The organism is Achromobacter sp. NFACC18-2 (assembly GCF_900108985.1).
GTDB lineage: Bacteria > Pseudomonadota > Gammaproteobacteria > Burkholderiales > Burkholderiaceae_B > Achromobacter.
In genome coordinates this window covers 296,865-319,847 of record NZ_FNYM01000002.1, presented here as the reverse complement: position 1 = coordinate 319,847, position 22,983 = coordinate 296,865, and the positions used below count along the sequence as shown (strand labels likewise).

Below are 22,983 nucleotides of genomic sequence, written 5' to 3'. Positions count from 1 at the left end.
CGCAAGAACCGGCAATCGCGGCGCGGCGGCCCGGCGCACACTGGATGCCCGGCGACCGGGGCGGCCGCCGGCGTCCGTATTCGACCTTTGCGCAGCAGCCCGGCGCGCGCCGCATCATGAATCTCTCCCTCTACCTGCTCACCGTCCTGATCTGGGGCACGACCTGGATCGCCATCAAGCTGCAGCTCGGCGTGGTCGCCATTCCCGTGTCGATCTTCTACCGCTTCGCGCTGGCGGGGCTGCTGCTGTTCGCGGCGCTGCGGCTGATGCGCAAACTGCAGAAGCTGGACCGGCGCGGCCATTGGCTGTGCGTGGGCCAGGGCCTGTGCCTGTTCTGCCTGAATTTCCTGTGCTTCTATTCGGCCACGCAGTGGATTCCCAGCGGCCTGGTGTCGGTGGTGTTTTCCGCCGCGACGCTCTGGAACGCCGTCAATGCGCGGCTGTGGTTCGGCACCCGCATCACGGCGCGCGTCATGGCGGCGGGGGCGCTGGGCTTTTGCGGCCTGGCGCTGCTGTTCTGGCCGGAGCTGGCGAGCCAGGAGGCCAGCCATGAAACCCTGCTGGGCCTGGGGTTTGCGCTGCTGGGCACGCTGTGCTTTTCGACGGGCAACATGCTGTCGTCGTTGCAACAGCGCGCCGGCATCCGGCCGCTCACCGGCAACGCCTACAGCATGCTCTACGGCGCGGCGATCCTGCTGGCCGGCTGCGTGGCCACGGGGCTGCCGTTCGACTTCGATCCTTCGCCGGCCTACGTGGGCGCGCTGCTGTACCTGGCCGTGGCGGGGTCCATCGTCGGTTTCACCGCTTATCTGACGCTGGTGGGCCGCATGGGACCCGCCCGGGCGGCGTACTGCACGGTGTTGTTCCCGGTCGTCGCGCTGAGCGTGTCCACCGTCGTCGAGGGATACCGGTGGACGCCCCAGGCGCTGTCGGGGCTGGCATTGGTGATGCTGGGCAACCTGCTCGTCTTCACGAAGTGGTCGCCGTTTGCCAGGCGCGGCGCGATGGCGGGGCGGGCCTAGCCCGCTGCACCGCGCCCAGCGCAGGTTTGGCCGGCCAGCGCGCGCAAGGCTTCCAGCAAGCGGTCGATCTCTGCGCTGCTCGTCAGGTAACTGACCGAGGCGCGCGCGATCCGGTCCAGGCCGCGGGCCTGCATGTCCAGCGGCGTGTAGGGCACGCCGTTGCTGCCGATCGTGATGCCCTGCGCCGCCAGCCTGCGCTGCACGTCCGCGGCGTCCTGGCCTGCCACGTTGAACGCGACCAGCCCGGATTTTTCGCGGCCCTGGTCCAGCACGGTGACGCCGGGAATCGCCGCCAGTTCGGCGCGCAGCGCCTGGGCGTTGGCGTCGATGCTGGCACGGATCGTGTCCAGCCCCAGATCCAGCGCCTCGCGCAAGGCGTTGGCAAGGCCACAGCGCAGCGCCAGCGAGTTCTCGGCGGACTCCAGGCGCGCGGCGTCCGGGCGCAGGACGGGCTGGCCGTCCGCGTCGAGCGGCGCGGAATGCGTATCGACGAAGGCGGGCGTGAGGCGGTCCAGGAAGGCGCGCCGCACGTACAGGATTCCGGTTCCGCGCGGCCCGCGCAAGGCCTTGCGGCCCGGGCCGCTGAGCACGTCGCAGCCGACCTGCTCCACATCGATGGGGATCTGCCCGATTGCCTGCGCGGCATCGACGAAATAGGGAATGCCGTGCCGGCGCGCGACCTGTCCGATGGCGGCGGCCGGGTTGATGAGACCGCCGTTGGCGGGCAGCCAGGTCAGCGCGATCAGCCGCACGCGATCGTCCAGCATGGCCTCCAGCGCCTGCGCGTCCACGCATCCGCTGTCGTCCGACGCAATGGTCTCAAGCGTGGCGCCGGCACGCGCCGCATGGAGCCGCATGGTGGCCAGGTTGCCGCCCCATTCGTGGCGGCCGACCAGGATGCGGTCGCCGGGCCGCCACGCCGGCAGCGCCGCGAAAGCCGCGCCCCACCCGGCCGAATTGCCTCCCGTCAGCGCGATTTCATCGACCTGGGCGTTGAGCAGTTGCGCCGCCAGCGTGCGCGCCGCTTCGGTCAGATCGCGCGCCGCGACGCCGGCCTCCATCGGACCTTGCGCCGCTTCGCGCTTCAGATGCGCATGGATCGCCTGCAGCGTGGCGGTGGACGGCAACGACGCGCCGGCATGGTTGAAGTGCACCGAGCTTTGCGTGCCGGGCGCCATGGCGCGCAGCGCCTGCACGGTGCTCGGCGGGAGGGGGGCAGTCATGGCGGGTCCTTTCAGGCGGCCGGGATCAGGCCTGGGTCAGCGCGATGACGGCTTCGACCTCCACCGCCACGCCTTGCGGCAGGGACGCCACGCCGACGGCGCTGCGCGCATGGCGGCCGGCGTCGCCGAACACGTCGACCATCAGGTCCGAGGCGCCGTTCGCGATCGCGCTGTGGCGGTTGAAGTCGGGGGCGCTGGCCACGAACACGCCCAACCGGACCACGCGGGCCACGCGGTCCAGGCGGTCGCCCGTGGCGGCGGCGATCTGCGCCAGGATGCCCAGCGCCGAGGCGCGCGCGGCCGCCACGCCGTCGGCATCCGACACCTGGTCGCCCAGCCGGCCCAGGTACGCCGCCTTGCCGTCCTTGCGGGAAATCTGGCCGGAGATATAAAGCAGGTTGCCTTCCAGGACGAAGGGCACGTAATTGGCGGCCGGCGCGGCGGCGGCGTCCAGGGTCAAGCCAAGTTCGGCAACGCGGGCGGAAATGCTGCGGGTCATATCGGATCACCTGAGAGTTGATGAGAAGCGATTCGGGAAGCTACCCCGATGCTATCGATGGTATCGGTCGCGGCGTCGCGTGACCAATCAATTCTTGCATTGCACGTATGAGTAAAACTAATGCGTGTCGACGGGGCGGCGGGACGCCTGGGCCGCCGTTTCCGCCAGCCAGTCGCGCAAGGCCTGGACAGGCTCGCTGGACACGCCGCGCGGCGTGACGAACCACCAGCCGATGCGTGGATCCTCCAGCACGGCGCCCGGCAGCGCCTGCACCAGCGCGCCGCTGGCCAGATGGGCGGCGATCAGGCGCTCGCGGCCCATGGCAAGCCCCTGCACCGCGAGCGCGGCTTCCACGACGATGTTGTAGTCGTGCAGGCGCACCGTCCCTGCGCGGCTCAAGTCCAGGCCCTGCAGGCGCGCCCACGCGTCCCATTCAAAGGGTTGCCTGGCGTGCGAGACCAGGAGCGGGTGACGCAGCAGATCGGCCGCCGACCTCGGCCGCTTCCGGCCGGCGACCAGCGCGGGCGCGCATACGACGGACAGGCGCTCTGTCATCAGCAGCGTGGACCGCACGCCGGGCCAGCCGCCGCGCCCATAGCGGATCGCGGCGTCGACCTCGCCGCCCGCCACGTCCGCCAACGCGATATCGGGCTGCAGCTGCAGATCGATGCCGGGATGCGCGGCGGCAAAGGCCGGCAGGCGCGGGGCGAGCCAACGCGTGGCAAACGACGCCAGCAATCCGATCCGCAGCGGTTTCTGAAGCGTTTTGCGGGCCGGATCATGCGCGCGAGCTTCGTCCGTGCCTAGGCGCAGCAGTTCGAACGCCGCATGCACGCGTTCGTAATAGGCCTGGCCCTGGGCGGTGAGCGCAATGGCGCGCGTGCGCCGCTCAAAGAGCGCGATGCCCAGTTCCGATTCCAGGCGCTGGATGTGATGGCTGACGGCGCTCTGCGTGACGTGGAGCTCCTCAGCAGCCTGCGAGAAGCTCAGGCGCCGCGCGGTCGCCTCGAAGGCACGCAGGGAGATCAGGGGCGGCAGGGATCGGGTGGAACGCATGGCGGGCATCGGGTTGAAGCGGACCTGGCCATGCTACGCCATGCGGGCGAACGCCCATCCGGCTGCGCGGGCGCCAATGCAAAAAGCCCGCAAACACGTTGCGGGCTTTTTTAAGGGTACTGCGGTACTGCAAATTCTTGGCTCCCCGAGCTGGGCTCGAACCAGCGACCTGCGGATTAACAGTCCGTCGCTCTACCGACTGAGCTATCGGGGAACAGGTAGAGGGGCCGAATTATGCACAAAAAATCGAAAGAATGCAAAACGGGTCGATAAATTGCGCGGTCACCCGTGCTGGATCGCATGGGCGGTGCGGAACAGCTGCGGCACGATGTCGCGCAGCAGGCGGTCGGCGGGATAGTCGTGGCGTGGGGCGCTGACGCTGATGGCGGCCAGGGGCACGTCCCGCGCGTCGCGCAGCAGCACGGCGGCGCCGACCTGGTTCTGCAGCACCTGGTCCTCGGTCAGCGCGTAGCCCTCGTCGCGAGCCTGCTGAATCAGGGCCAGCAGCGCCTGTGGCTCGATCACGGTGCGCGGGGTGAAGGCGCGCGGGGGCGCGCGCAACAGCGTCTGGCGAACCGCGTCGTCGTCGAGCTGGCTCAGCAGCATGCGGCCGCCGCTGTTGCACCAGGCCGGCATGCGGCGGCCCGGCAGCATTTCGGCCAGCGTGAGCTGCCGGCTGGGCAGGCGCAGCAGGTAGATCATGTCGCCGCCCTCCAGCACGCTCATGTGCACCGCCAGGCCGCAGCGGTCGCGCAGCGCGACCAGATGCGGGGCGGCCATGGACACCAGGCGGTCGGTGCGCAGGAAGAAATAACCCAGCTCGACGACGCGCGGACCGAGCCGGTAGCGGCGCGAGGCGGCGTCCTTGCTCAGGTAGCCCAGCCGTTCCCAGGTGTGCACGAAGCGCTGCGCGGCGCTCTTGCCCAGGCGGGTCAGCGCGGCGATCTCCGTCAGCCCGAGCGTGTCGGTGGCGTCGCGGAACGCCTCCAGCACGCGCATGCCCTTCTCCAGCGATGCGACGAACAGCGGGTCGTCCGCGGGGTCGGGGGCGTCCTGCGATGAGGCGGCTGGATTGTCTGGCGAGGGCGTTGTCATGGCGGCTCGTGGCGAGGAATCAGGCGGCCGGCGATGCCACCGGCCCACGGGGAAGCGCTAGTTTCCCCGGATTGTTGGCGCGGGGAATACCAACTATAAAGTTGATTATTCAATACTTTGTATCGTATGGCAATACACATGGAATTTTCGACCCCCACCCGGCCCGCGACGTCGACGCTTTGCGACCTCAGCGCTGTCGCGCTGCGCGATGACATCGCCGCCGGCCGCGTCAGTGCCCGCGACGTGATGGCCGCGCACCTGGACCGCATCGCGGCCTGGAATCCCGCGGTGAACGCCGTGGTCACGCTGGACGCCGAAGGCGCCATGGCACGCGCCGCGCAGGCCGATGCGCACCAGGCCGCCGGCCGTCCGCTGGGCCTGCTGCACGGCCTGCCCATCGTCCACAAGGATTCGTTCCTGACCGCCGGCATGCGCACCACCTATGGGTCGCCGCTCTACCGCGATTTCGTGCCGGACCGCGACAGCCTCATCGTGAGCCGTGAGCGCGCGGCTGGCGCGATCACGCTGGGCAAGACCAACCTGCCGGAATTCGGGGCCGGTTCGCAAACCTTCAACACGGTCTTCGGGCCCACGCGCAACCCCTACGATCCGCGCATGACCGCCGGCGGCAGCAGCGGCGGCGCGGCTGCCGCCCTGGCCGCACGCATGGCGCCGCTGGCCGACGGAACGGACATGGGCGGGTCCCTGCGCAATCCGGCCTCGTTCTGCAACGTGGTGGGCCTGCGCCCGTCTCCGGGACGCGTGCCGCAATGGCCCACCGCCAGCCCGTACAACACCCTGACGGTCGCCGGGCCGATGGCGCGTACCGTTGCCGATGTGGCGCTCCTGCTCGCCGCCACGGCCGGTGTCGACGCGCGCGACCCGCTGGCCATCGACCAGGACCCAAATCGCTTCCTGGACAGCCTGGCGCGCGATTTCAAGGGCGTGCGCATCGCCTATGCGCCGACATGGGGCGGCCTGCCCGTCGAGCCCGCCGTCGAGCGCGCATTGGAGCGCCATCTGCCGGTCTTTGCCGACCTGGGCGCCGTGGTGGAACCCGCCTGCCCCGACTTCACCGGCGCGGACGCGTCGTTCCAGGCGCTGCGCGCGCAGACCTTCGCCGTGGGCTACGAGGCCGCGCTGCGCGAGCATCGTCATCTGCTCAAGGACTCGGTGATCTGGAACATCGAACTGGGGCTCACGCAGCCGGCAACCGCCGTCGTGCAGGCCGAGCGCGACCGCGCCGCCCTGTTCGCCCGCATGCATGCGTTCATGCAGACGTATGAGTTCATGATCGGGCCGGTCAGCCAGGTGCTGCCCTTCCCGGTGGAGCAGGAAACCGTGCAGCGCATCGAAGACACGCCGATGCAGAACTACATCGACTGGATGCGCTCGGGCTATTACCTGTCGTTGACGGGCCACCCCGCGATCTCGGTGCCCTGTGGCTTTACCGAGACCGGCCTGCCCGTCGGCATCCAGATTGTCGGGCGCTATCGGCAAGAGCGCGCCCTGCTGCAACTGGCCCACGCATTCGAACAGGCCACGCAGTACTGGCGCCAGGCGCCTGTGCTGCCCAACTGAACACCTGACAAACCACACAAGGGGAATTTCAATGAGCAAACCCATCGCTCGCGCGATCGCGCTGTGCGTACTGGCCGCCGCGCCGGTGCTGGCCCTGGCGCAGGACTATCCCAGCAAGCCGATCACCATGGTCGTGCCCTTCCCGCCGGGCGGATCGACGGACGTCATCGGCCGCCTGTTCGCCGCCAAGCTGGGCGCGCGAATGGGCCAGACCGTGGTGGTCGAGAACAAGCCGGGCGCCAACACCAGCATCGGCGCAACGGCCGTCGCACGGGCCGCACCCGATGGCTATACGTTCATGATCACGGGCGCGCCCACCTTCACGCTGAACCCGCTGCTCTATTCCAACCTCAACTACAACCCGCTCAAGAGCTACGAGTATGTCGCGATTGCGGGCAGCACGCCGTTCGTGATCCTGACCAATCCGCAGACCGGCATCGGCACCGTGGCCGACATCACCAGCAAATCGGCGTCGCAGCCGCTCAGCTTTGGGTCCTTCGGCAACGGATCCACGCCGCACATCGCGGGCGAATCCCTGGCCCAGCGCACGGGCGCCAAGCTGCTGCACGTGCCCTACCGCGGCAGCGCACCCGCCATGACGGACCTGATCGGCAACCAGATTCCGTTGTCGATCGACACGCTGGTGGCCAGTCTTCCGCAGATCAAGGCAGGCAAGGCGCGCGCGGTGGCGCTGACGGGCAACGTGCGTTCGTCCTTGGTGCCGGACGTGCCCACGGTCGCCGAAAGCGGCGTCGCGGGCTACGACTTCGAGACGTGGTTCGGGGTGGTCATGCCGCACGGCACGCCGGCGCCCGTCGTGGCGCGGCTGTCCAAGGAGATCGAAGCGGTCATGGCCGAACCCGACACGCGCGCCAAGCTGCGGGAACTGGGCTTTGACGCCACCTTTTCCGACCCGGCGACGTTCCGCCGCAAGGTGGAATCCGAGCTCGAGCGCAACGTGGCGATCATCAAGGCCGCCGGGATCAAGCCGGACTGAGGCGCGCGAATAGGCAAACCGCGCACGCGACGACCCGCGAACGACGGCGTCGCGTTCAGTTGTCTGTAGGGAACAGGCGCGATGCGCCTGCGCAGACCCCGCCCCGATGCTTCGGCCCCCGCGCTTGCCAGCCGGGCGTCAAGCTGATCCCGTATCATGGCCCCGGAAAGGCTCGCGACCTCTCTCGATTTTTCTGGGTTCAACCATGTCTTCGTTCGACATTCAATTGCTGCTCACCGCCTTGGTGAGCGTTCTGGTCCTGGTCGGGCTGATCGTCTCCCGTATCCGCATGCATCCTTTGCTGGCGCTGCTGATCGTGTCCATCGGCGTCGGCTTCGCAACCGGGATGGCTCCGGTTGCCATCGTCAAGAATCTGACGGACGGCGCCGGTAAGACGCTGGGCGCCGTCGGCGTGGTGATTGCGTTGGGCGCCATGCTGGGCAAGATCCTGGCGGATTCAGGCACGACCGAGCGCCTGGCCAATGCGATCCTGCGCCACACCTCGCCCCGCATGATTCCCTGGGCGATGACGCTGGTGGCATTCGTCATCGGCATTCCGATGTTCTTCGAAGTGGGCCTGGTGGTGATGCTGCCGCTGATCTTCAGCGTGGCGCGCAAGCTGGAAAGCCAGGAACGCTTCAAGGGGTCCGCCTATGTCTACGTGGGCGTGCCGGTGATCTCGGCCTTGGCCGCGATGCACGGCATGGTGCCGCCGCATCCCGGTCCGCTGACCGCGATCGCCACGCTGAAGACCACCGTCGGGCCGACCATGATCTACGGCTTCATCGCCGCCCTGCCCGCCATGATCTTCGGCGGACCGCTGTATGGCGCGTTCATCGCGCCGCGCATGACCACGCGCCCGGACGAGGCGCTGCTGGAACAGTTCACCTCCGGCACTGAACGCGGCGCGGGCCAGGACGCGCCCAGCGTGGACCTGGGCGTCCTGGCGGCCCTGCTGCCTGCCTTGCTGATGCTGGTGCACGCGCTGGCCGAGATGCTGCTGCCCAAGGATTCCAGCGTGACGCACGTGGCCGCCTTCCTGGGCAACCCGGTGGTCGCGATGCTGCTTGGCGTGCTGTTCGCAGCCGTCACCCTGGTCTTCCTGCGCGGCGGCGACGCCGAAAAGCTGCGCGGCGCGCTGGGCCAGAGCCTCAAGCCGATCGCAGGCATCATGCTCATCATCGCGGGCGGCGGCGCATTCCAGCAGGTATTGACGAGCGCCAAGGTCGGCGATGCCATCGTGCACCTGACCCATCAGTTTGCGTTCCCGCCGCTGATCCTGGGCTGGCTGATCGCAATGCTGCTGTCCGTGTCCACCGGCTCGGCCACCGTCGGCATCGTCGGCGCCGCGGGCCTGCTGGCGCCGCTGGCGGGCGCCGACCCCAGCCTGAACCTGCCGCTGCTCGCCCTGTCGATCGGCTGCGGATCGCTCTTCTTCAACTACGCCAACCACGCGGGCTTCTGGATGGTGAAGGAATCGTTCGGCATGACCATGGGCGAGGCCACGAAGACGATCTCGGTGGTGCAGTCGATCGTGTCGGTGGTGGGGCTGGTGATGGTGCTGGGGTTTGATATGTTGCCGCCGCTGGGGTGATGGGCGAGCGGGCGTGGGGCAAGACACGCACGTCTGATTTGCTCAGCGGAACGAAAAAGGGAAGTCCGAGGACTTCCCATTTTCAATTTCCCGCCGGAACCATTCTTTTCAGCGGTGAAGGCGGACCCGCATCTTCGCGCGCCCCTTGCCTGATGCCGGCGCTACCGGTAGTAATCGCCTGCAGGCCGAATTCGGTAAGCGTAAGCTCCCTGACCTTCATAAACGCGCCCGGTTTGGATACGAGCTTGGACTCTTTGACGAAGGCGTCGGCGGGGCGCTTGGTGACAGTCTTCATATCAATACCTTTTCGTGACGAAGTCGCTGATAGCTTTGGTGCCCGCACCAACAATTTCCACCACATCGTCGCGTTCAAAAAACTCTTTATTGCGGCTGAGCCTGCCACGATTATCGGGGGACCATTGAATAGCATTTCGCGCGGCCACTTCTTTTGCCAGAAGCGCTTTCGTCGTGCGCCAGGAAGATGAGAGGAATTCATGCCGCCCGGCCTCCACAGGTCTGAGAAGGCAGGATTCTAGCTCGCGGCCGTGCAAACGAAGGCGGCTCGAACGCTTGGTGATCTCCAAATCAGACGGTGGAGCGCCCCGTTGCCACCTGTCCATCGCAGCACGGAAAGGCGCGATGCGGCAATGATGAAAAAAAAAGGCCGATTCACGCGGAATCGGCCTTTTCATGGGTATTTCATTGGTGCCGGTGAAAGGAATCGAACCCTCGACCTTCTCATTACAAGTGAGCTGCTCTACCAACTGAGCTACACCGGCGCGGCGTGCCGGGGCACGCGCAGGGACTGCATTGTAATGAAAAAAATGCAGGCCCTCTTGTGGGGACGTTATTTGACGATGGTCAGGCGCGGACGCTTGGGTTCATCGTCGTCGCCGTCGTCGCCACCCGGGGCGGGATTGGCGTCGGAGCCCTCGGGGGCGGCGGTGTCCGGCGTGACGCCCTGGGCGCCCGCTTCCGGAGGCTCGTAGGGCTGGACCTCGAAGCCCATGCCGGCGCCGGTTTCGCGCGCGTAGATGGCGCTGACGGCGCCCACGGGAACGTAGACGTTTTCGGTCACGCCGCTGAAGCGGGCCTGGAATTCGATGAATTCGTTGCCCAGCACCAGGCGGTTGGTGGCCAGCGTGCCCACGTTCAGCGTGATCTGGCCGTCGCGCACGTGGGCGACGGGCACCATGGTGTGCTCGTCGACCTGCACGGTGATGTACGGCGTGTAGCCGTTATCGGTGCACCATTCGTGCAGTGCGCGGATCAGATACGGTTTGGTCGAAGTTTCACCCATCACACAGCCAGCCTCAACGACGCATCACTTTTTCCGAAGGCGTCAGCGCTTCGATGTAGGCCGGGCGCGAGAAGATGCGTTCGGCGTACTTTTGCAGCGGGGCCGCATTCTTGGGCAGTTCGATGCCGTAGTGGTCCAGGCGCCAGAGCAGCGGGGCGACGGCCACGTCGAGCATGGAGAATTCCTCGCCCAGCATGTACTTGTTCTTGAGCAGCATGGGCGCCAGCTGGGCCAGGCGGTCACGGATGTTCTGGCGGGCGTTGGCGAGCTTCTTTTCGTCCGGCTTGGCGCTGCGGTCTTCCAGCGTCGAGACGTGGACGAAGAGTTCCTTCTCGAAGTTGTAGAGGAACAGGCGCGTGCGGGCGCGCATGACCGGGTCGGCGGGCATGAGCTGCGGGTGCGGGAAGCGTTCGTCGATGTACTCGTTGATGATGTTCGATTCGTACAGCACCAGGTCGCGTTCGACCAGAATGGGCACTTGACCGTACGGGTTCATCACCGAGATGTCTTCGGGCTTGTTGTACAGGTCGATGTCGCGGATCTCGAAATCCATACCCTTTTCGAACAACACGAAGCGGCAGCGTTGCGAAAACGGACACGTGGTTCCGGAATAGAGCACCATCATGGCGGTAAGTCCTTTATGAAAAACGAAAGGCCAGCGCCTAAATCTAGCAGGCGCTGGCCCCAATTGCCAGGCGGGATAGGCGTACAGCCCTATCCGCCTCTTCCGTCCCCGATAGAAAAAGGGAGGCGGCTGGGGAACCTGGCGGGGCGTTGCGGTTAGCGCACGTGTTTCCAGTACGAGGCGTTCAAGCGCCACGTTACAAAGAAGAACAGGAGCAGGAACAACATGACGCCGACGCCGATGCGGACACGCAGTGTCTGGACGGGTTCAGCCATCCAGGACATGAATGCGGTCAGGTCAGCGACGTCGTTGTCGTATGTTGCGGTTTGGGCCGGGTTGGCGGCCTTGAATTTGGCATCGAAGGTGGCATGGCCGTGGTAGTTGGCTACCGGTTCGGCCTTGACCGTGGCAAAACCCTGCGAATCGTACACCGTCGTGACGCGTTCCCAGGTTTTGGGGGCGCCGTTCTTGCCTTCGACCTCGTGCATGGCGACGGTGGTCAGCTCGCGCGGACCTTGTTCCTGCCAGAGGGCGTGGGGCATGCCGACCGACGGGAAAACCAGGTTGTTCCAGCCCGTGGCGCGCGAGGTGTCGCGATAGAAGGTGCGCAGGTACGTGTACAGGTAGTCCGAGCCCGAGGGGCCGGCGTTCACGGATTTGGCGCGGGCGATCACGGACAGGTCCGGCGGCGTCGTGCCGAACCAAGCCTTGGCGTCCTTGGGCGTCATGGCGACGTGCATCATGTCGCCGATCTTGTCGCCCGTGAACAGCAGGCTTTCCTTGATTTGCTGGTCGGTCAGCCCGATGTCCTTGAGCTTGTTGTAGCGCATCGAGGATGCGCTATGGCAGTTCAGGCAGTAGTTGACGAACAGCTTGGCGCCGTTTTGCAGCGATGCCATGTCGTTGACGCGGTAAGGCGCCTTGTCCAGCGGGAATCCGCCTCCGGCGGCAAATGTAGCGGTACACGTGAGCATCAAGGCCACGGCACCAATCAGCTTCTTGATCATGGTTAGTCCGTTATTCTCGTGGGCTCAGTGGGCGTGGAACGTGACGCGGTCGGGCACTTGCTTGAAGGTGCCCAGGCGGCTCCATACCGGCATCAGGAAGAAGAAGGCCAGGTACAGCAGCGTGCCGATCTGCGAGGTCAGGTTCAACGGCGGACTGGGCGGCTGCGTACCGATGTAGCCGAGCACCAGGAAGTTGACCATGAAGATGCCGTAGATCCACTTGTGCCACGTGGGGCGGTAGCGGATCGACTTGACCGGCGAATGGTCGAGCCAGGGCAGGAAGAACAGGATCACGACCGTGCCGCCCATGGCCACCACGCCCCAGAACTTGGCGTCGATGACGCGCAGCAGCACCGCGACGACGATCAGGATGCCGGGGACGGCGACGCGCAGGAAGCCCTTGAGGTTGCTCTTGGCGAACAGCACGATGGCGCCCAGCACCGCCGCGCCCGCCAGCACCCAGGTGAATTCGTCGGTGGTGGCGCGCAGCATCGAGTAGAACGGCGTGAAGTACCAGACCGGCGCGATGTGCGGGGGCGTCTTCAGCGAATCGGCGGGAATGAAGTTGTTGAACTCCAGGAAGTAGCCGCCCATTTCCGGCGCGAAGAACACGATGGCCGCGAACACCAGCAGGAAGCCCGCCACGCCCACCAGGTCATGCACCGAGTAGAAGGGATGGAACGGGATGCCGTCTTTGGGGCGGCCGTACTTGTCCTTGGGGCCCTGCTTGATCTCGATGCCGTCCGGGTTGTTCGAGCCGACTTCGTGCAGCGCCACCAGGTGCGCCGCCACCAGGCCGATCAGCACCAGCGGAATGGCGATGACGTGGAAGGCGAAGAAGCGGTTCAGGGTGGCGTCGGACACGACGTAGTCGCCGCGGATCCAGATCGACAGTTCAGGGCCGATGAACGGGATGGCCGCGAACAGGTTGACGATCACCTGGGCGCCCCAGTACGACATCTGGCCCCAGGGAAGCAGGTAGCCGAAGAACGCTTCGGCCATCAGACAGAGGAAGATCGCCACGCCGAAGATCCACACCAGTTCGCGCGGCTTGCGGTAGGAACCGTAAAGCAGGCCGCGCAGCATGTGCAGGTACACGACGACGAAGAACATGGACGCGCCGGTCGAGTGCATGTAGCGCACCAGCCAGCCCCACGGGACCTCGCGCATGATGTATTCGACCGATTGGAACGCGCGCTCGGCGTCCGGCTTGTAGTGCATGACCAGGAAGATGCCGGTCACGATCTGCAGCACCAGCACCAGTAGCGCCAGCGAGCCAAAGAAATACCAGAAGTTGAAATTCTTGGGTGCGTAGTACTCGGACAGATGGGCTTTCCAGGTGGAGGTCACCGGAAAGCGCCGGTCCAGCCAGCCCAACAGGCCTGTCGTCTCGACGGTTTTCTCGCCAGCCATGTAACGGCTCCTTCTCTAATACGTGGCGTATTGTTTTTACTTACGTAGATCGGGAAAAAAGCGCGACGCGAGCGTCAGGCCTTGTTGTCTTCATCAACGCCCACGATGATGCGGGTATCGGTGAGGTACTGGTACGGCGGGACTTCGAGATTATCGGGAGCGGGCTTGTTCTTGAAGACCCGGCCAGCCAGGTCGAACGTGGAGCCGTGGCAGGGACAGAGGAATCCGCCTTGCCAATCCGCGCCCAGGCCGCCGCCGCCACCCGTTTCGAAGTGCGCGGTGGGCGAGCAGCCCAGGTGGGTACAGATGCCGACGCAAACGAAGAGCTCGGGCTTGCGCGAGCGGCCTTCGTTTTCGGCATAGGGAGGAGTGAAGCCGGGCCGCTTGGATTGCGGGTCGGCGAGCAGGGGGTCCAGCGTCTTCAGGCTGGCGAGCTGCTCGGGGGAGCGGTGCATGATCCACACCGGCTTGCCGCGCCATTCGACCGTTTTCATGGAGCCGACAGGAATGTCGCCGACATCCACTTCAACGGGCGCCCCGGCCGCGCGGGCTTTTTCGGAGGGGGAAAACGTGCTCACAAGCGGTACTGCGGTTGCGACTCCTGCTACGCCACCCACAGCACAGGCGGTGGTAACCCAGAAACGTCGCGAAGGATCAGGTGGCAGGTTGGGATCAACCGCACCGTCATCATCATGCACCAGCGTATCCTGACTCATCTTCCTATCCTTGTTGATGCGCCCGCTCTACGAGTAGCATCACTTCTGCGGCATCGGGTTCGCGGGAATATGTAACAACATAGCAACCGCGTATTATAGGCCAGCCTACCCTCAGGCGTATCACGAATGGAGTGCTTTTATGAGCAAAGCGACTGGTTTCGTCAAAGAATTTCGAGATTTCGCAGTCAAGGGCAACGCGGTTGATCTGGCCGTCGGCGTCATCATTGGCGCCGCTTTCGGCAGGATAGTCGACTCGCTGGTCCGCGACATCATCATGCCTCTCGTCAATTTCCTGCTTGGCGGATCGGTCGACTTTTCAAACAAGTTCCTCGTGCTGTCGATGCCCGAAGGCTATGCCGGACCGATGACCTACGCGGATCTGACCAAGGCCGGCGCCAACGTGTTCGCCTGGGGCAACTTCGTCACCATCATCATCAATTTCGTGCTGCTGGCCTTTGTGATCTTCTGGATGGTCAAGGCCATCTACAAGGCCCGCAACAAGGCGGAGGAAGCGCCGGCGCCGGCCAAGACGCCGGAAGACGTGGCCCTGCTGCGTGAGATCCGCGACCTGCTCAAGCGGCCGCAGCCGTAAAACAGCAAAGCGCCCGTCGGGCGCTTTGTTTATTGCGTGGGCCGGATTTGGGCCGGGTCAACGCCCGCTTCAGGCCGGATTGTCGATATCCACGAATTCGACCTTGATGCCGAACTGTTCGGCCACCGCCTGCCCCAAGGCTTGCACGCCGTAGCGCTCGGTGGCGTGGTGGCCGGCCGCGATGAAGCCCACGCCCGTCTCGCGCGCCAGATGCACGGTGGATTCCGAGACTTCGCCGGTGATGTATGCGCTGGCGCCCGCGTCGACGGCGTCGCCCATCATGCCCTGCGCACCGCCGGTGCACCAGGCGATCTGCTCCAGCGGCAGGTCCGGGTCTCCCACGACGAGCGGCTGGCGGCCCAGGGATTGCGCGACGCGCTCGCCAAGCTGGCCCAGCGTCTGCACGCCGGTCGCCTGGCCCAGCCAGATCAGTCCATCCTGCCCGCAGGTCAGCGGCGCGCCGTCGTCGCGCCGCGCGGGCGCCAGGCCCAGCACGCGCGCGAGCTGGGCATTGTTGCCCAGGGTGGGATGCGCATCCAGGGGCAAATGGTAGGCGTACAGGTTCAGGTCGTTCTTCAGGGTCAGGGCCATGCGCGTGCGGCGCGTTCCGATGACGCGGCGGTCTTCGTTGCGCCACATCCAGCCATGGTGCACCAGCACCGCATCCGCGCCGCGTTCGACGGCGGCGCGCAGCAATGCTTCGCTGGCCGTGACACCGGTGATAATGTGTCCGACCTCGGATCGGCCTTCCACCTGCATCCCGTTGGGACAGTAGTCCTTGAAACGGGCCGCCTGCAGGGTGTCGTCCAGCCAGTTGGCCAGGACGCGGGAGTCCACTTTATTCATTGCTAGTCCTATCAGAATCATGCGCCGATATTGGCTGATCTTTGCTCAGGCCGTCACGGTCTGCCTGGCTATTCTATTCGTGGTGACGACGTTGCGGCCCGACCTGCTGCGGGTGAACGGACCGGGCGCGGTCCAGCAGGCCGCGGCGGCGGGCGGGCGGCCGCCTGCGGGTGACGTGGGCGCGGTGTCCTACGCCGACGGCGTGGCGAAGGCGGCGCCCTCGGTCGTCAATGTCTTTACCACCAAGCATGTGAACGTGCCGCTGATTCCGCTGCCCGACGATCCGGTGCTGCGCCAGCTTTTCGGGCAGGTGCCGGGGGTAAGCCGCCGCGAGGCCTCGACCAGCCTGGGTTCCGGCGTGATCGTGAACCAGGACGGCTACGTGCTGACCAACTACCACGTGGTGCAGGCCGCGGACGCCATCGAGGTGGCGCTGCGCGACGGGCGGCGCGACACCGCCAAGGTGGTGGGCGCGGACCCGGACACCGACCTGGCGGTTCTCAAGCTGGAAAAGCTGCGGTCCCTGCCGGCCGCGACGCTGGCGCCGGACAAGGGCTTGCGCGTGGGCGACGTGGTGCTGGCGATCGGCAACCCGTTCGGCGTCGGACAGACCACCACGCAGGGCATCGTCTCGGCGCTGGGCCGCAATGGCCTGGGCCTGAACACCTACGAGAACTTCATCCAGACCGACGCGGCGATCAATCCCGGCAACTCGGGCGGCGCGCTGGTCGATGCCTACGGCAACCTGGTGGGGATCAACACCGCGATCTATTCGGAATCGGGCGGATCGATGGGCATCGGCTTTGCAACGCCCATTGAGATCGCCCGCAAGGTCATGGATGACATCGTCAAGACCGGCTCGGTCAAGCGCGGGTGGCTCGGCGTCGAGCCACAGGACGTGACGCCGGAACTGGCGCGGGCCTTTGAGCTGTCGCGCGACACCACGGGCGTGATCATTGCCGGCATCATGCGCGACGGTCCGGCCGCGCGCGCCGGCTTGCGGGTGGGCGATATCGTCCAGTCGGTCAATGGCAAGCGGGTAACGGACACCACGGCGCTGTTGTCGGAAATTGCGCAACTGCCGCCGGGTCAGCGCGCCACGCTGGGCGTGCTGCGGGCCGGCAAGCCGGCGGAGCTGGCGGTCGTGGTGGGCACGCGGCCGGGCAAGCCGCGCTAGAGACGCTTGCGCAGCGGCGGGGGCGCGGCGCGGCCGTCCTGCTTGTCGGAGATTTCGCGCACCAGGGCCAGGATCAGCTTTTTGGTGCTGTCGGGCTGTGGGCCCAGCCGCGCGCAGATTTCTGCGCAATAGCCGTCGAGGCGGGCGGTGGCGGCGTCCTGCAGCCGGGGCGTTGAAGCGGACCCGGGCGCGGCGGCGGGCACGACGCCGTCCGTCAGCCAGGGCACGCTGGTGTCCAGGGCCTGCGCCAGGCGTACGACCGTGTGACGGGACGGCGAATAGCGGTCTTCTCGGGTGAGGATGCGATGGATGCAGGACTGCGGCACGCCGGACAGGCGCGCGAGCTGGTTCTGGCTATGGATGCCGCGCCACCGCATGAGGGTGCGCAGTCTTTGGGAGAGCGACATGACTGCAATGTAGGATTGCAGCCATGGGTCGACAAGGGTGAAACGGTCTGATTTTGCGCAGACCGTCCAGGCCGTCCAACCGCTTCCCGGGTGGCGTCAGTGACGTTCGGTCAGGGAGCCGGAGGCGGCGTCCTCTTCGGGCGCGCTCGCTTTCGGGGTGACCATGCGGGCGCAGATCAGCCCGACCTCATACAGCAGGCACAGCGGCACCGCCAGCATGAACTGGCTGACCACGTCCGGTGGCGTGACCACGGCGGCGATGACGAAGGCGCCCACCACCACGTAGCCGCGCGCGGACTTGAGCTTGGAGAGTTCGACCACGCCCATCTTCACCAGCAGCACCACGGCAACGGGGACTTCGAACGTGATGCCGAACGCCAGGAACATCGTCATGACGAAGCTCAGGTAGGCCTCGATGTCCGGCGCCGGGGTGATGGACTGCGGCGCGAACGTCGCGATGAAGTGGAACACCGTGCGGAACACCACGAAATAGCAGAACGCCATGCCCGCGATGAAGAGGAAGGTGCTGGAAACGATGAGCGGCAGCGCGAGGCGCTTTTCATGCCGGTACAGACCGGGCGCCACGAAGGCCCAGGCCTGGTACAGCACCACGGGCAGCGCCAGGATGAACGCGGCCATCATCGTGACTTTGACCGGCACCATGAACGGCGTGATGACGCCCGTGGCGATCATGCGCGTGCCTTCCGGCAGCGAGGCCAGCATGGGCGCGGCCAGCACGTCATAGATGGCGGAGGCGCCGGGATAGATGAAGAGCACGATGAACACGGCCACCACCGCGCCGACGGCGCGCAGCAGGCGGGTGCGCAGCTCGACCAGATGGGAGATGAACGTCTCCTGCTGGCCTTCTTCTTGGGATGCGTCCTGGGTCACGACGGGGTTCCGGAGGGCGAGACGGGCTTGGCGGCGGGCGCGGCGTCGTCAGCCTTGGGCGCTAGGGGCGCCGGGGCGGGTTGTTGGGGGGCGGCTGCCGGAACGGGCGCGGGTTCCGTGGCGGGCAGGTCCAGGTCCAGATTCTGATTCTGGCCCGGCGGGGCGATGGTGCGCGTGGCGTCGGCGGGCGTGGCGGCCGCGGCGGCCGGCGCGGCCTTGCCGCTGGCTTCACGGGCGACTTCGTCGAGTTCCGCGCGGAACTGCTGCACGGGTTCCTGCAGCGAGGCCTGCGTTTCGTTCAGCGATTGCTGCACGCCTTGGGCGGCGTCTTCCATCTCGGACTTGAACTTGCGAAGTTCGTCGATCTCGATTTCGCGCTGGATATCGGATTTGACGTCATTGACGTAACGCTGCGCGCGCCCCAGCAGATGGCCGACAGTGCGGGCCACCTTGGGCAGGCGTTCGGGGCCGATGACGATCAGGGCGACGACGCCGACCACCATCAGTTCAGTGAGGCTGACATCAAACATTCGACGGCCGCTCGGGAATTGAAGCAATGAGGGCCGGCCCGTTCAGGGCTGGCCCGGAGGGAGGCTGGCTGGCGCTCAGGAGTTGGATTTTTCCTTGGCCTGCACGTCGATGGTATCGCCGCTCACGCGCTGTTGCGCGATGGGTTCGGAGGGCTTGTCGCTGTTGGCGTCCTTCATGCCTTCCTTGAAGCCCTTGACCGCGCCGCCCAGGTCGCCGCCAATGTTGCGCAGCTTCTTGGTGCCGAAAATCAGCGCAACGATGACCAGAACGACCAACCAGTGCCAAATGCTGAAACTACCCATGATGTTTCTCCGAATTACGCAGTGGGAGCCACGCGCCCTTTCCAGGGACGCGAGCCGCCGATGATGTGGAAATGCAGATGCGGGACTTCCTGGCCGCCTTCGACGCCAGAATTGATCATGATGCGAAATCCGCCATCAGGGCCCGGACGGCAACCGTTCTCGGCGGCAAGCCGCGGCGCCAACGACATCATTCTACCCAACCAATCTGCGTCCTCGCCCGTAATATCCTGCATGGATGTGACATGACGTCGAGGGATCAGCAGTAAATGTACCGGCGCGGCGGGATTGATATCGTGAAATGCAACAAAGTCCTCGTCTTCATAGACCTTCTTGGACGGGATGTCGCCAGCGGCGATCTTGCAAAACAGGCAGTTGTCGCTCATGAGTTCGGGGTCCGGGGTCAGTCTTGCGGGCGGCTGGCCTTTTCGGCCAGACCCGACAGGCCTTCGCGGCGTGCCAGTTCGGCCAGCACGTCTTCGGGTCGCAGGTTGAAATGCGTCAGCGCCACCATGCAATGGAACCACAGATCGGCGGTTTCGCTGACGATGCGTTCTGGCACGCCGTCCTTGGCGGCCATCACCAGTTCCGTGGCTTCTTCGCCGATTTTCTTCAGGAAGGCATCGGGGCCCTTGGCCAGCAGCTTGGCCGTGTAGGAGGCCTGGGGGTCGCCGCCGTTCTGGGGGCGGCGGGATTCCAGGGTGTCTGCAATGCGGGCCAGCACCTCGGCCGCGCTCAGGGTTTGATCGGTCATTTGTAGATGAGTTCCGGGTCTTTGAGCACCGGATCCACCGTGACCCAGGAAGCGTGGTCCGTCTGCCCTTCCAGGCGGCGGAAGAAGCAGCTCGCGCGGCCGGTGTGGCAGGCGATGCCGCCTTCCTGGTGGACCTTCAGCAGGACCACGTCGCCGTCGCAATCCAGGCGCAGTTCATGCACTTCCTGGACGTGGCCGGACTCTTCGCCCTTGCGCCACAGGCGCTGGCGCGAGCGCGACCAGTAGACCGCGCGGCCGGTGGCGGCCGTCTCGGCGAGGGATTCGCGATTCATCCAGGCCACCATCATGATCTGGCCGTTTTCGGCGTCTTGGGCGATGGCGGGGATCAGGCCGTTTTCGTCGAAGACGACATCGGCCATCCAGGCGGGTTCGTTGCTCATAATCAGTCCAATCGTACTGCGATACCTTGTTCGGCCATGAAGCGTTTGCACTCGCCGACGGTATGCTGGCCGAAGTGGAAGATGCTGGCGGCCAGCACCGCGCTGGCGCGGCCGGTGGTGACGCCGTCGGCCAGATGCTGCAGGTTGCCCACGCCGCCGGAGGCGATGACGGGCACCGGCACGGCGTCCGAGACGGTGCGGGTCAGTTCCAGGTCGAAGCCCGACTTGGTGCCGTCGCGGTCCATGCTGGTGAGCAGGATTTCGCCGGCGCCATAGGCGGCCATGCGGCGCGCCCAGGCCACGGCATCCAGGCCGGTGGCCTTGCGGCCGCCATGGGTGAAGACTTCCCAGCGTGCCGGTTCGCCGGGCGCGGAGACGCGACGCGCGTCGATGGCCACCACCACGCATTGCGAGCCGTGGTAGTCGGAGGCGGCGCGGACGAGGTCGGGATTGGCCACCGCGGCGCTATTGATGCTGATCTTGTCGGCGCCGGCATTGAGCAGGCGCTGGATGTCGGACACCTGGCGCACGCCGCCACCCACCGTCAGTGGAATGAACACCTGCGAGGCGACCTGCTCGATGATGGGCAGGATCAGGTCGCGGCCGTCGCTGGTGGCCGTGATGTCCAGGAACGTGAGTTCGTCGGCGCCCTGCTCGTTGTAGCGGCGGGCGATCTCGACGGGGTCGCCCGCGTCGAGCAGGTTGACGAAGTTCACGCCCTTGACGACGCGGCCGGCCGTGACGTCCAGGCAGGGAATGATGCGGCGGGTCAGCGCGTTCTGCACAGGTGCGCCGGCCCCGGGGGTGCTGCTTGATGTGGTCATTTTGCCAGTTCGTCGGCGCGCGCCTGCGCGGCCTGGAAGTCGAGCGTGCCTTCGTAGATGCTGCGGCCCAGGATGGCGCCTTCGACGCCTTCTTCTTCGACGGCGCACAGGGCTTCGATGTCCTGGATGCCGGCGATGCCGCCCGATGCGTACACGGGGATGCGCACGTGCTGGGCCAGGCGGACCGTGGCTTCGACGTTGACGCCCGACAGCATGCCATCGCGGCCGATGTCGGTGTAGATGATGGCTTCGCAGCCGTAGTCTTCGAACTTTTTGGCCAGATCCAGCACGTCGTGGCGGGTCAGCTTGCTCCAGCCGTCGGTGGCGATCTTGCCGTCGCGCGCGTCCAGGCCGACGATGATCTGGCCGGGGAAGGCGCCGCAGGCGTCCTGCAGGAAGCCCGGGTTCTTGACCGCGGCGGTGCCGATGATCACGTAGGAGATGCCGGCGTCGAGATAGCGTTCGATGGTGTCGAGGTCGCGGATGCCGCCGCCGATCTGGACGGGGATGTCGTCGCCGACGGCCTCCAGGATCGCCTTGATGGGGGCTTCGTTCTTGGGTTTGCCGGCGACGGCGCCGTTCAGGTCGACCAGGTGCAGGCGACGCGCGCCCTGGTCCAGCCAGCGGTTGGCCATGGCGGCGGGGTCTTCGGAGAACACCGTTGCATCGTCCAGGTCACCCTGGCGCAGGCGCACGCAACGCCCGTCTTTGAGATCGATGGCGGGGATCAGCAGCATGGTTGGCAGCAAGAAAAATAATGGGGTTGAACGGGCTGGCGCACGCGGGCTCGGGGCCTACGGCTGCCAGTCTACAAAATTGCGATACAGGCGCAAACCGTGCTCGGCGCTCTTTTCGGGGTGGAACTGCACCGCGAAAATGTTAGCTGCCGCCACCGCGCAGGTAAAGGTGACGCCGTAATCGGTTTCACCAACTGTCAGGCCGGAATCGGCCGGATCGGCGTAATAACTATGGACGAAGTAGAAGTGCGAGTCGTCCGGAATGCCGTCCCAGATGGGATGAGAACGCGTGTGGCGGACTTTGTTCCAGCCCATGTGCGGCACCTTCAGGCGCTCGGGGCGGGTGTCGGCCAGGCCCGCGGCGCCGGTGTCGGCCAGGCAGGCCTCGTCGTCGGCGGGGATCAGGTCCGCGAAGCGCGGGCCGGAAAAGCGGCGCACGACGCCCGGGAACAGGCCCAGGCAGGTCGTGGCGCCTTCTTCGCTGGCCTCGAACAGCATCTGTTCGCCGACGCAGACGCCCAGGAGGGGCTTTTCGCGGGCGGCGCGCACGACGGCGTCGCGCAGGCCGGATTCGTTCAGCGTGCGCATGCAGTCCGCCATGGCGCCCTGGCCCGGGAACACCACGCGGTCGGCCGCGGCGATCTCCTGGGGCTGGTTGCAGATGCGGATGTCGGCGTCAGGCGCGGCGTATTTCAGGGCGCGTGCGACGGAGTGGAAATTGCCCATTCCGTAATCGACGATGGCGATAGTGGTCACTTCGGTCTGCCTGGTGCGGTGCGGAGTTGATTGCGTACCTGGGGGGCGTACCTTACAGCACGCCCTTGGTGGAGGGCACGACGTCGCCCATGCGGGGGTCGACTTCCAGGGCCATGCGCAGCGCGCGGCCACAGGCCTTGAAGACGGTTTCCGCCTGGTGGTGGGCATTGAAGCCGCGCAGGTTGTCGATGTGCAGCGTGATGAGCGCGTGGTTGACCAGGCCCTGGAAGAATTCGCGGGTGAGGTCCACGTCGAAGCTGCCGATGTGCGAGCGCGTGAAGGGGATGTGGTATTCCAGGCCGGGACGGCCGGAAAAGTCCACCACGACGCGCGACAGCGCTTCGTCCAGCGGCACGTAGGCGTGGCCGTAGCGGCGCAGGCCGGCCTTGGTGCCCGCCGCCTTGGCGATGGCCATGCCCAGCGTGATGCCCACGTCTTCCACCGTGTGATGCGCGTCGATGTGCAGGTCGCCCTCGGCCTTGATGTCCAGGTCGATCAGGCCGTGGCGCGCGATCTGGTCCAGCATGTGGTCCAGGAAGGGCACGCCCGTGTCGATCGTCTGCTTGCCGGTGCCATCCAGATTGATGGCCACGCGGATGCGGGTTTCGTTGGTGTTGCGGGTGATTTCTGCGGTACGCAT

The 22,983-nt window shown here is 66.1% G+C and carries 29 protein-coding genes and 2 tRNA genes; 6 read left to right on the top strand and 25 right to left on the bottom strand.

All coding sequences use genetic code 11. The annotated features are described in order from the left end of the window. Nucleotides 1-116 precede the first annotated feature (116 nt). Nucleotides 117-1,022 carry a DMT family transporter gene (locus BMW75_RS03885; RefSeq protein WP_092577340.1) on the top strand — a complete coding sequence of 302 codons (906 nt, stop codon included), beginning with the start codon at nt 117-119 and terminating at the stop codon, nt 1,020-1,022. On the opposite strand, the gene BMW75_RS03880 is transcribed toward BMW75_RS03885, so the two are convergent. The 5 genes from BMW75_RS03880 to BMW75_RS03860 form a co-directional block, all read right to left on the bottom strand. Continuing rightward, nucleotides 1,019-2,245 carry an aminotransferase class V-fold PLP-dependent enzyme gene (locus BMW75_RS03880; RefSeq protein WP_092576936.1) on the bottom strand — a complete coding sequence of 409 codons (1,227 nt, stop codon included), beginning with the start codon at nt 2,243-2,245 and terminating at the stop codon, nt 1,019-1,021. The two genes, BMW75_RS03885 and BMW75_RS03880, sit on opposite strands and share 4 nt — an antisense overlap. Nucleotides 2,246-2,270: 25 nt before the next feature. Further along, nucleotides 2,271-2,744: a RidA family protein gene (locus BMW75_RS03875; protein WP_092576933.1), complete on the bottom strand. Its 474-nt coding sequence runs from the start codon at nt 2,742-2,744 to the stop codon at nt 2,271-2,273. 117 nt (nt 2,745-2,861) lie between these two features. Beyond that, on the bottom strand, nt 2,862-3,800 hold the full coding sequence (locus tag BMW75_RS03870; protein WP_092577338.1) for a LysR substrate-binding domain-containing protein: 939 nt from the start codon (nt 3,798-3,800) through the stop codon (nt 2,862-2,864). A gap of 138 nt (nt 3,801-3,938) precedes the next feature. Further along, nucleotides 3,939-4,014: transfer RNA gene (locus BMW75_RS03865), tRNA-Asn, on the bottom strand. Between the two features lie 68 nt (nt 4,015-4,082). Next, the gene (locus tag BMW75_RS03860; RefSeq protein ID WP_092576930.1) at nt 4,083-4,895 is read right to left on the bottom strand and encodes an IclR family transcriptional regulator; all 813 of its coding nucleotides are present in this window, start codon (nt 4,893-4,895) and stop codon (nt 4,083-4,085) included. 138 nt (nt 4,896-5,033) lie between these two features. Between BMW75_RS03860 and BMW75_RS03855 the strand changes: the two genes are divergently transcribed. The 3 genes from BMW75_RS03855 to BMW75_RS03845 all read left to right on the top strand — a co-directional run bounded on the left by BMW75_RS03855 (nt 5,034) and on the right by BMW75_RS03845 (nt 9,067). Beyond that, nucleotides 5,034-6,476, top strand: coding sequence for an amidase (locus BMW75_RS03855; RefSeq protein ID WP_092576926.1), 1,443 nt, complete (start codon nt 5,034-5,036; stop codon nt 6,474-6,476). A gap of 31 nt (nt 6,477-6,507) precedes the next feature. Next, on the top strand, nt 6,508-7,473 hold the full coding sequence (locus tag BMW75_RS03850; protein ID WP_092576923.1) for a Bug family tripartite tricarboxylate transporter substrate binding protein: 966 nt from the start codon (nt 6,508-6,510) through the stop codon (nt 7,471-7,473). A 205-nt stretch (nt 7,474-7,678) separates the two neighbouring features. Next, complete coding sequence (locus tag BMW75_RS03845; RefSeq protein ID WP_092576920.1) at nt 7,679-9,067, top strand: GntP family permease; 1,389 nt, start codon at nt 7,679-7,681, stop codon at nt 9,065-9,067. 82 nt (nt 9,068-9,149) lie between these two features. On the opposite strand, the gene BMW75_RS03840 is transcribed toward BMW75_RS03845, so the two are convergent. The 8 genes from BMW75_RS03840 to petA form a co-directional block, all read right to left on the bottom strand. After that, entirely contained in the window at nt 9,150-9,362 is a 213-nt protein-coding gene (locus tag BMW75_RS03840; protein WP_092577336.1) for a sulfatase, read from the bottom strand. 1 nt (nt 9,363) lies between these two features. Further along, nucleotides 9,364-9,759, bottom strand: coding sequence for a hypothetical protein (locus BMW75_RS29410; RefSeq protein WP_175493089.1), 396 nt, complete (start codon nt 9,757-9,759; stop codon nt 9,364-9,366). A gap of 11 nt (nt 9,760-9,770) precedes the next feature. After that, a tRNA-Thr gene (locus BMW75_RS03835) sits at nt 9,771-9,846 on the bottom strand. Between the two features lie 68 nt (nt 9,847-9,914). Then, a complete protein-coding gene (locus tag BMW75_RS03830; RefSeq protein ID WP_076517992.1) occupies nt 9,915-10,367 on the bottom strand; it encodes a ClpXP protease specificity-enhancing factor in 453 nt (150 codons plus the stop codon). Nucleotides 10,368-10,380: 13 nt separating this feature from the next. After that, nucleotides 10,381-10,992, bottom strand: coding sequence for a glutathione S-transferase N-terminal domain-containing protein (locus tag BMW75_RS03825; RefSeq protein WP_006388039.1), 612 nt, complete (start codon nt 10,990-10,992; stop codon nt 10,381-10,383). Between the two features lie 155 nt (nt 10,993-11,147). After that, nucleotides 11,148-11,999 carry a cytochrome c1 gene (locus BMW75_RS03820; protein WP_076517990.1) on the bottom strand — a complete coding sequence of 284 codons (852 nt, stop codon included), beginning with the start codon at nt 11,997-11,999 and terminating at the stop codon, nt 11,148-11,150. Nucleotides 12,000-12,023: 24 nt separating this feature from the next. Next, nucleotides 12,024-13,412 carry a cytochrome b gene (locus BMW75_RS03815; RefSeq protein ID WP_076517988.1) on the bottom strand — a complete coding sequence of 463 codons (1,389 nt, stop codon included), beginning with the start codon at nt 13,410-13,412 and terminating at the stop codon, nt 12,024-12,026. A gap of 74 nt (nt 13,413-13,486) precedes the next feature. After that, the gene (gene petA, locus BMW75_RS03810) at nt 13,487-14,128 is read right to left on the bottom strand and encodes a ubiquinol-cytochrome c reductase iron-sulfur subunit (RefSeq protein ID WP_092576918.1); all 642 of its coding nucleotides are present in this window, start codon (nt 14,126-14,128) and stop codon (nt 13,487-13,489) included. Between the two features lie 139 nt (nt 14,129-14,267). Here petA and mscL point away from each other — a divergent pair, with 139 nt between their 5' ends. Continuing rightward, nucleotides 14,268-14,720, top strand: coding sequence for a large conductance mechanosensitive channel protein MscL (gene mscL, locus BMW75_RS03805; protein WP_076517984.1), 453 nt, complete (start codon nt 14,268-14,270; stop codon nt 14,718-14,720). A 69-nt stretch (nt 14,721-14,789) separates the two neighbouring features. Here mscL and BMW75_RS03800 read toward each other — a convergent pair whose 3' ends face one another. Beyond that, the gene (locus tag BMW75_RS03800; protein WP_092576915.1) at nt 14,790-15,566 is read right to left on the bottom strand and encodes a Nif3-like dinuclear metal center hexameric protein; all 777 of its coding nucleotides are present in this window, start codon (nt 15,564-15,566) and stop codon (nt 14,790-14,792) included. A gap of 19 nt (nt 15,567-15,585) precedes the next feature. Between BMW75_RS03800 and BMW75_RS03795 the strand changes: the two genes are divergently transcribed. Then, entirely contained in the window at nt 15,586-16,743 is a 1,158-nt protein-coding gene (locus BMW75_RS03795) for a trypsin-like peptidase domain-containing protein (protein ID WP_092576913.1), read from the top strand. Here BMW75_RS03795 and BMW75_RS03790 read toward each other — a convergent pair. The 11 genes from BMW75_RS03790 to hisB form a co-directional block, all read right to left on the bottom strand. Continuing rightward, the gene (locus BMW75_RS03790; protein WP_076517977.1) at nt 16,740-17,150 is read right to left on the bottom strand and encodes a helix-turn-helix domain-containing protein; all 411 of its coding nucleotides are present in this window, start codon (nt 17,148-17,150) and stop codon (nt 16,740-16,742) included. The two genes, BMW75_RS03795 and BMW75_RS03790, sit on opposite strands and share 4 nt — an antisense overlap. 96 nt (nt 17,151-17,246) lie before the next feature. Next, the gene (gene tatC / locus BMW75_RS03785; RefSeq protein WP_092576910.1) at nt 17,247-18,041 is read right to left on the bottom strand and encodes a twin-arginine translocase subunit TatC; all 795 of its coding nucleotides are present in this window, start codon (nt 18,039-18,041) and stop codon (nt 17,247-17,249) included. After that, a complete protein-coding gene (tatB, locus tag BMW75_RS03780) occupies nt 18,038-18,571 on the bottom strand; it encodes a Sec-independent protein translocase protein TatB (RefSeq protein WP_092576908.1) in 534 nt (177 codons plus the stop codon). The genes tatC and tatB overlap by 4 nt, the downstream gene beginning before the upstream one ends. Before the next feature lie 75 nt (nt 18,572-18,646). Further along, the gene (gene tatA / locus BMW75_RS03775; RefSeq protein ID WP_076517970.1) at nt 18,647-18,874 is read right to left on the bottom strand and encodes a Sec-independent protein translocase subunit TatA; all 228 of its coding nucleotides are present in this window, start codon (nt 18,872-18,874) and stop codon (nt 18,647-18,649) included. A gap of 14 nt (nt 18,875-18,888) precedes the next feature. Further along, nucleotides 18,889-19,257, bottom strand: a complete 369-nt coding sequence (locus tag BMW75_RS03770) for a histidine triad nucleotide-binding protein (RefSeq protein WP_056320402.1) — start codon at nt 19,255-19,257, stop codon at nt 18,889-18,891. Nucleotides 19,258-19,274: 17 nt separating this feature from the next. Continuing rightward, nucleotides 19,275-19,625, bottom strand: a complete 351-nt coding sequence (locus BMW75_RS03765; protein ID WP_092576905.1) for a phosphoribosyl-ATP diphosphatase — start codon at nt 19,623-19,625, stop codon at nt 19,275-19,277. Beyond that, the gene (gene hisI / locus BMW75_RS03760; protein WP_076517966.1) at nt 19,622-20,026 is read right to left on the bottom strand and encodes a phosphoribosyl-AMP cyclohydrolase; all 405 of its coding nucleotides are present in this window, start codon (nt 20,024-20,026) and stop codon (nt 19,622-19,624) included. The genes BMW75_RS03765 and hisI overlap by 4 nt, the downstream gene beginning before the upstream one ends. A gap of 2 nt (nt 20,027-20,028) precedes the next feature. Further along, nucleotides 20,029-20,850, bottom strand: a complete 822-nt coding sequence (hisF, locus tag BMW75_RS03755; protein WP_092576902.1) for an imidazole glycerol phosphate synthase subunit HisF — start codon at nt 20,848-20,850, stop codon at nt 20,029-20,031. Beyond that, complete coding sequence (gene hisA / locus BMW75_RS03750) at nt 20,847-21,587, bottom strand: 1-(5-phosphoribosyl)-5-[(5-phosphoribosylamino)methylideneamino]imidazole-4-carboxamide isomerase (protein ID WP_076517960.1); 741 nt, start codon at nt 21,585-21,587, stop codon at nt 20,847-20,849. Before hisA ends, hisF begins: the two co-directional genes overlap by 4 nt. A gap of 57 nt (nt 21,588-21,644) precedes the next feature. After that, nucleotides 21,645-22,343, bottom strand: coding sequence for an imidazole glycerol phosphate synthase subunit HisH (gene hisH / locus BMW75_RS03745; RefSeq protein WP_092576899.1), 699 nt, complete (start codon nt 22,341-22,343; stop codon nt 21,645-21,647). Between the two features lie 52 nt (nt 22,344-22,395). Next, complete coding sequence (hisB, locus tag BMW75_RS03740; protein ID WP_076517955.1) at nt 22,396-22,983, bottom strand: imidazoleglycerol-phosphate dehydratase HisB; 588 nt, start codon at nt 22,981-22,983, stop codon at nt 22,396-22,398.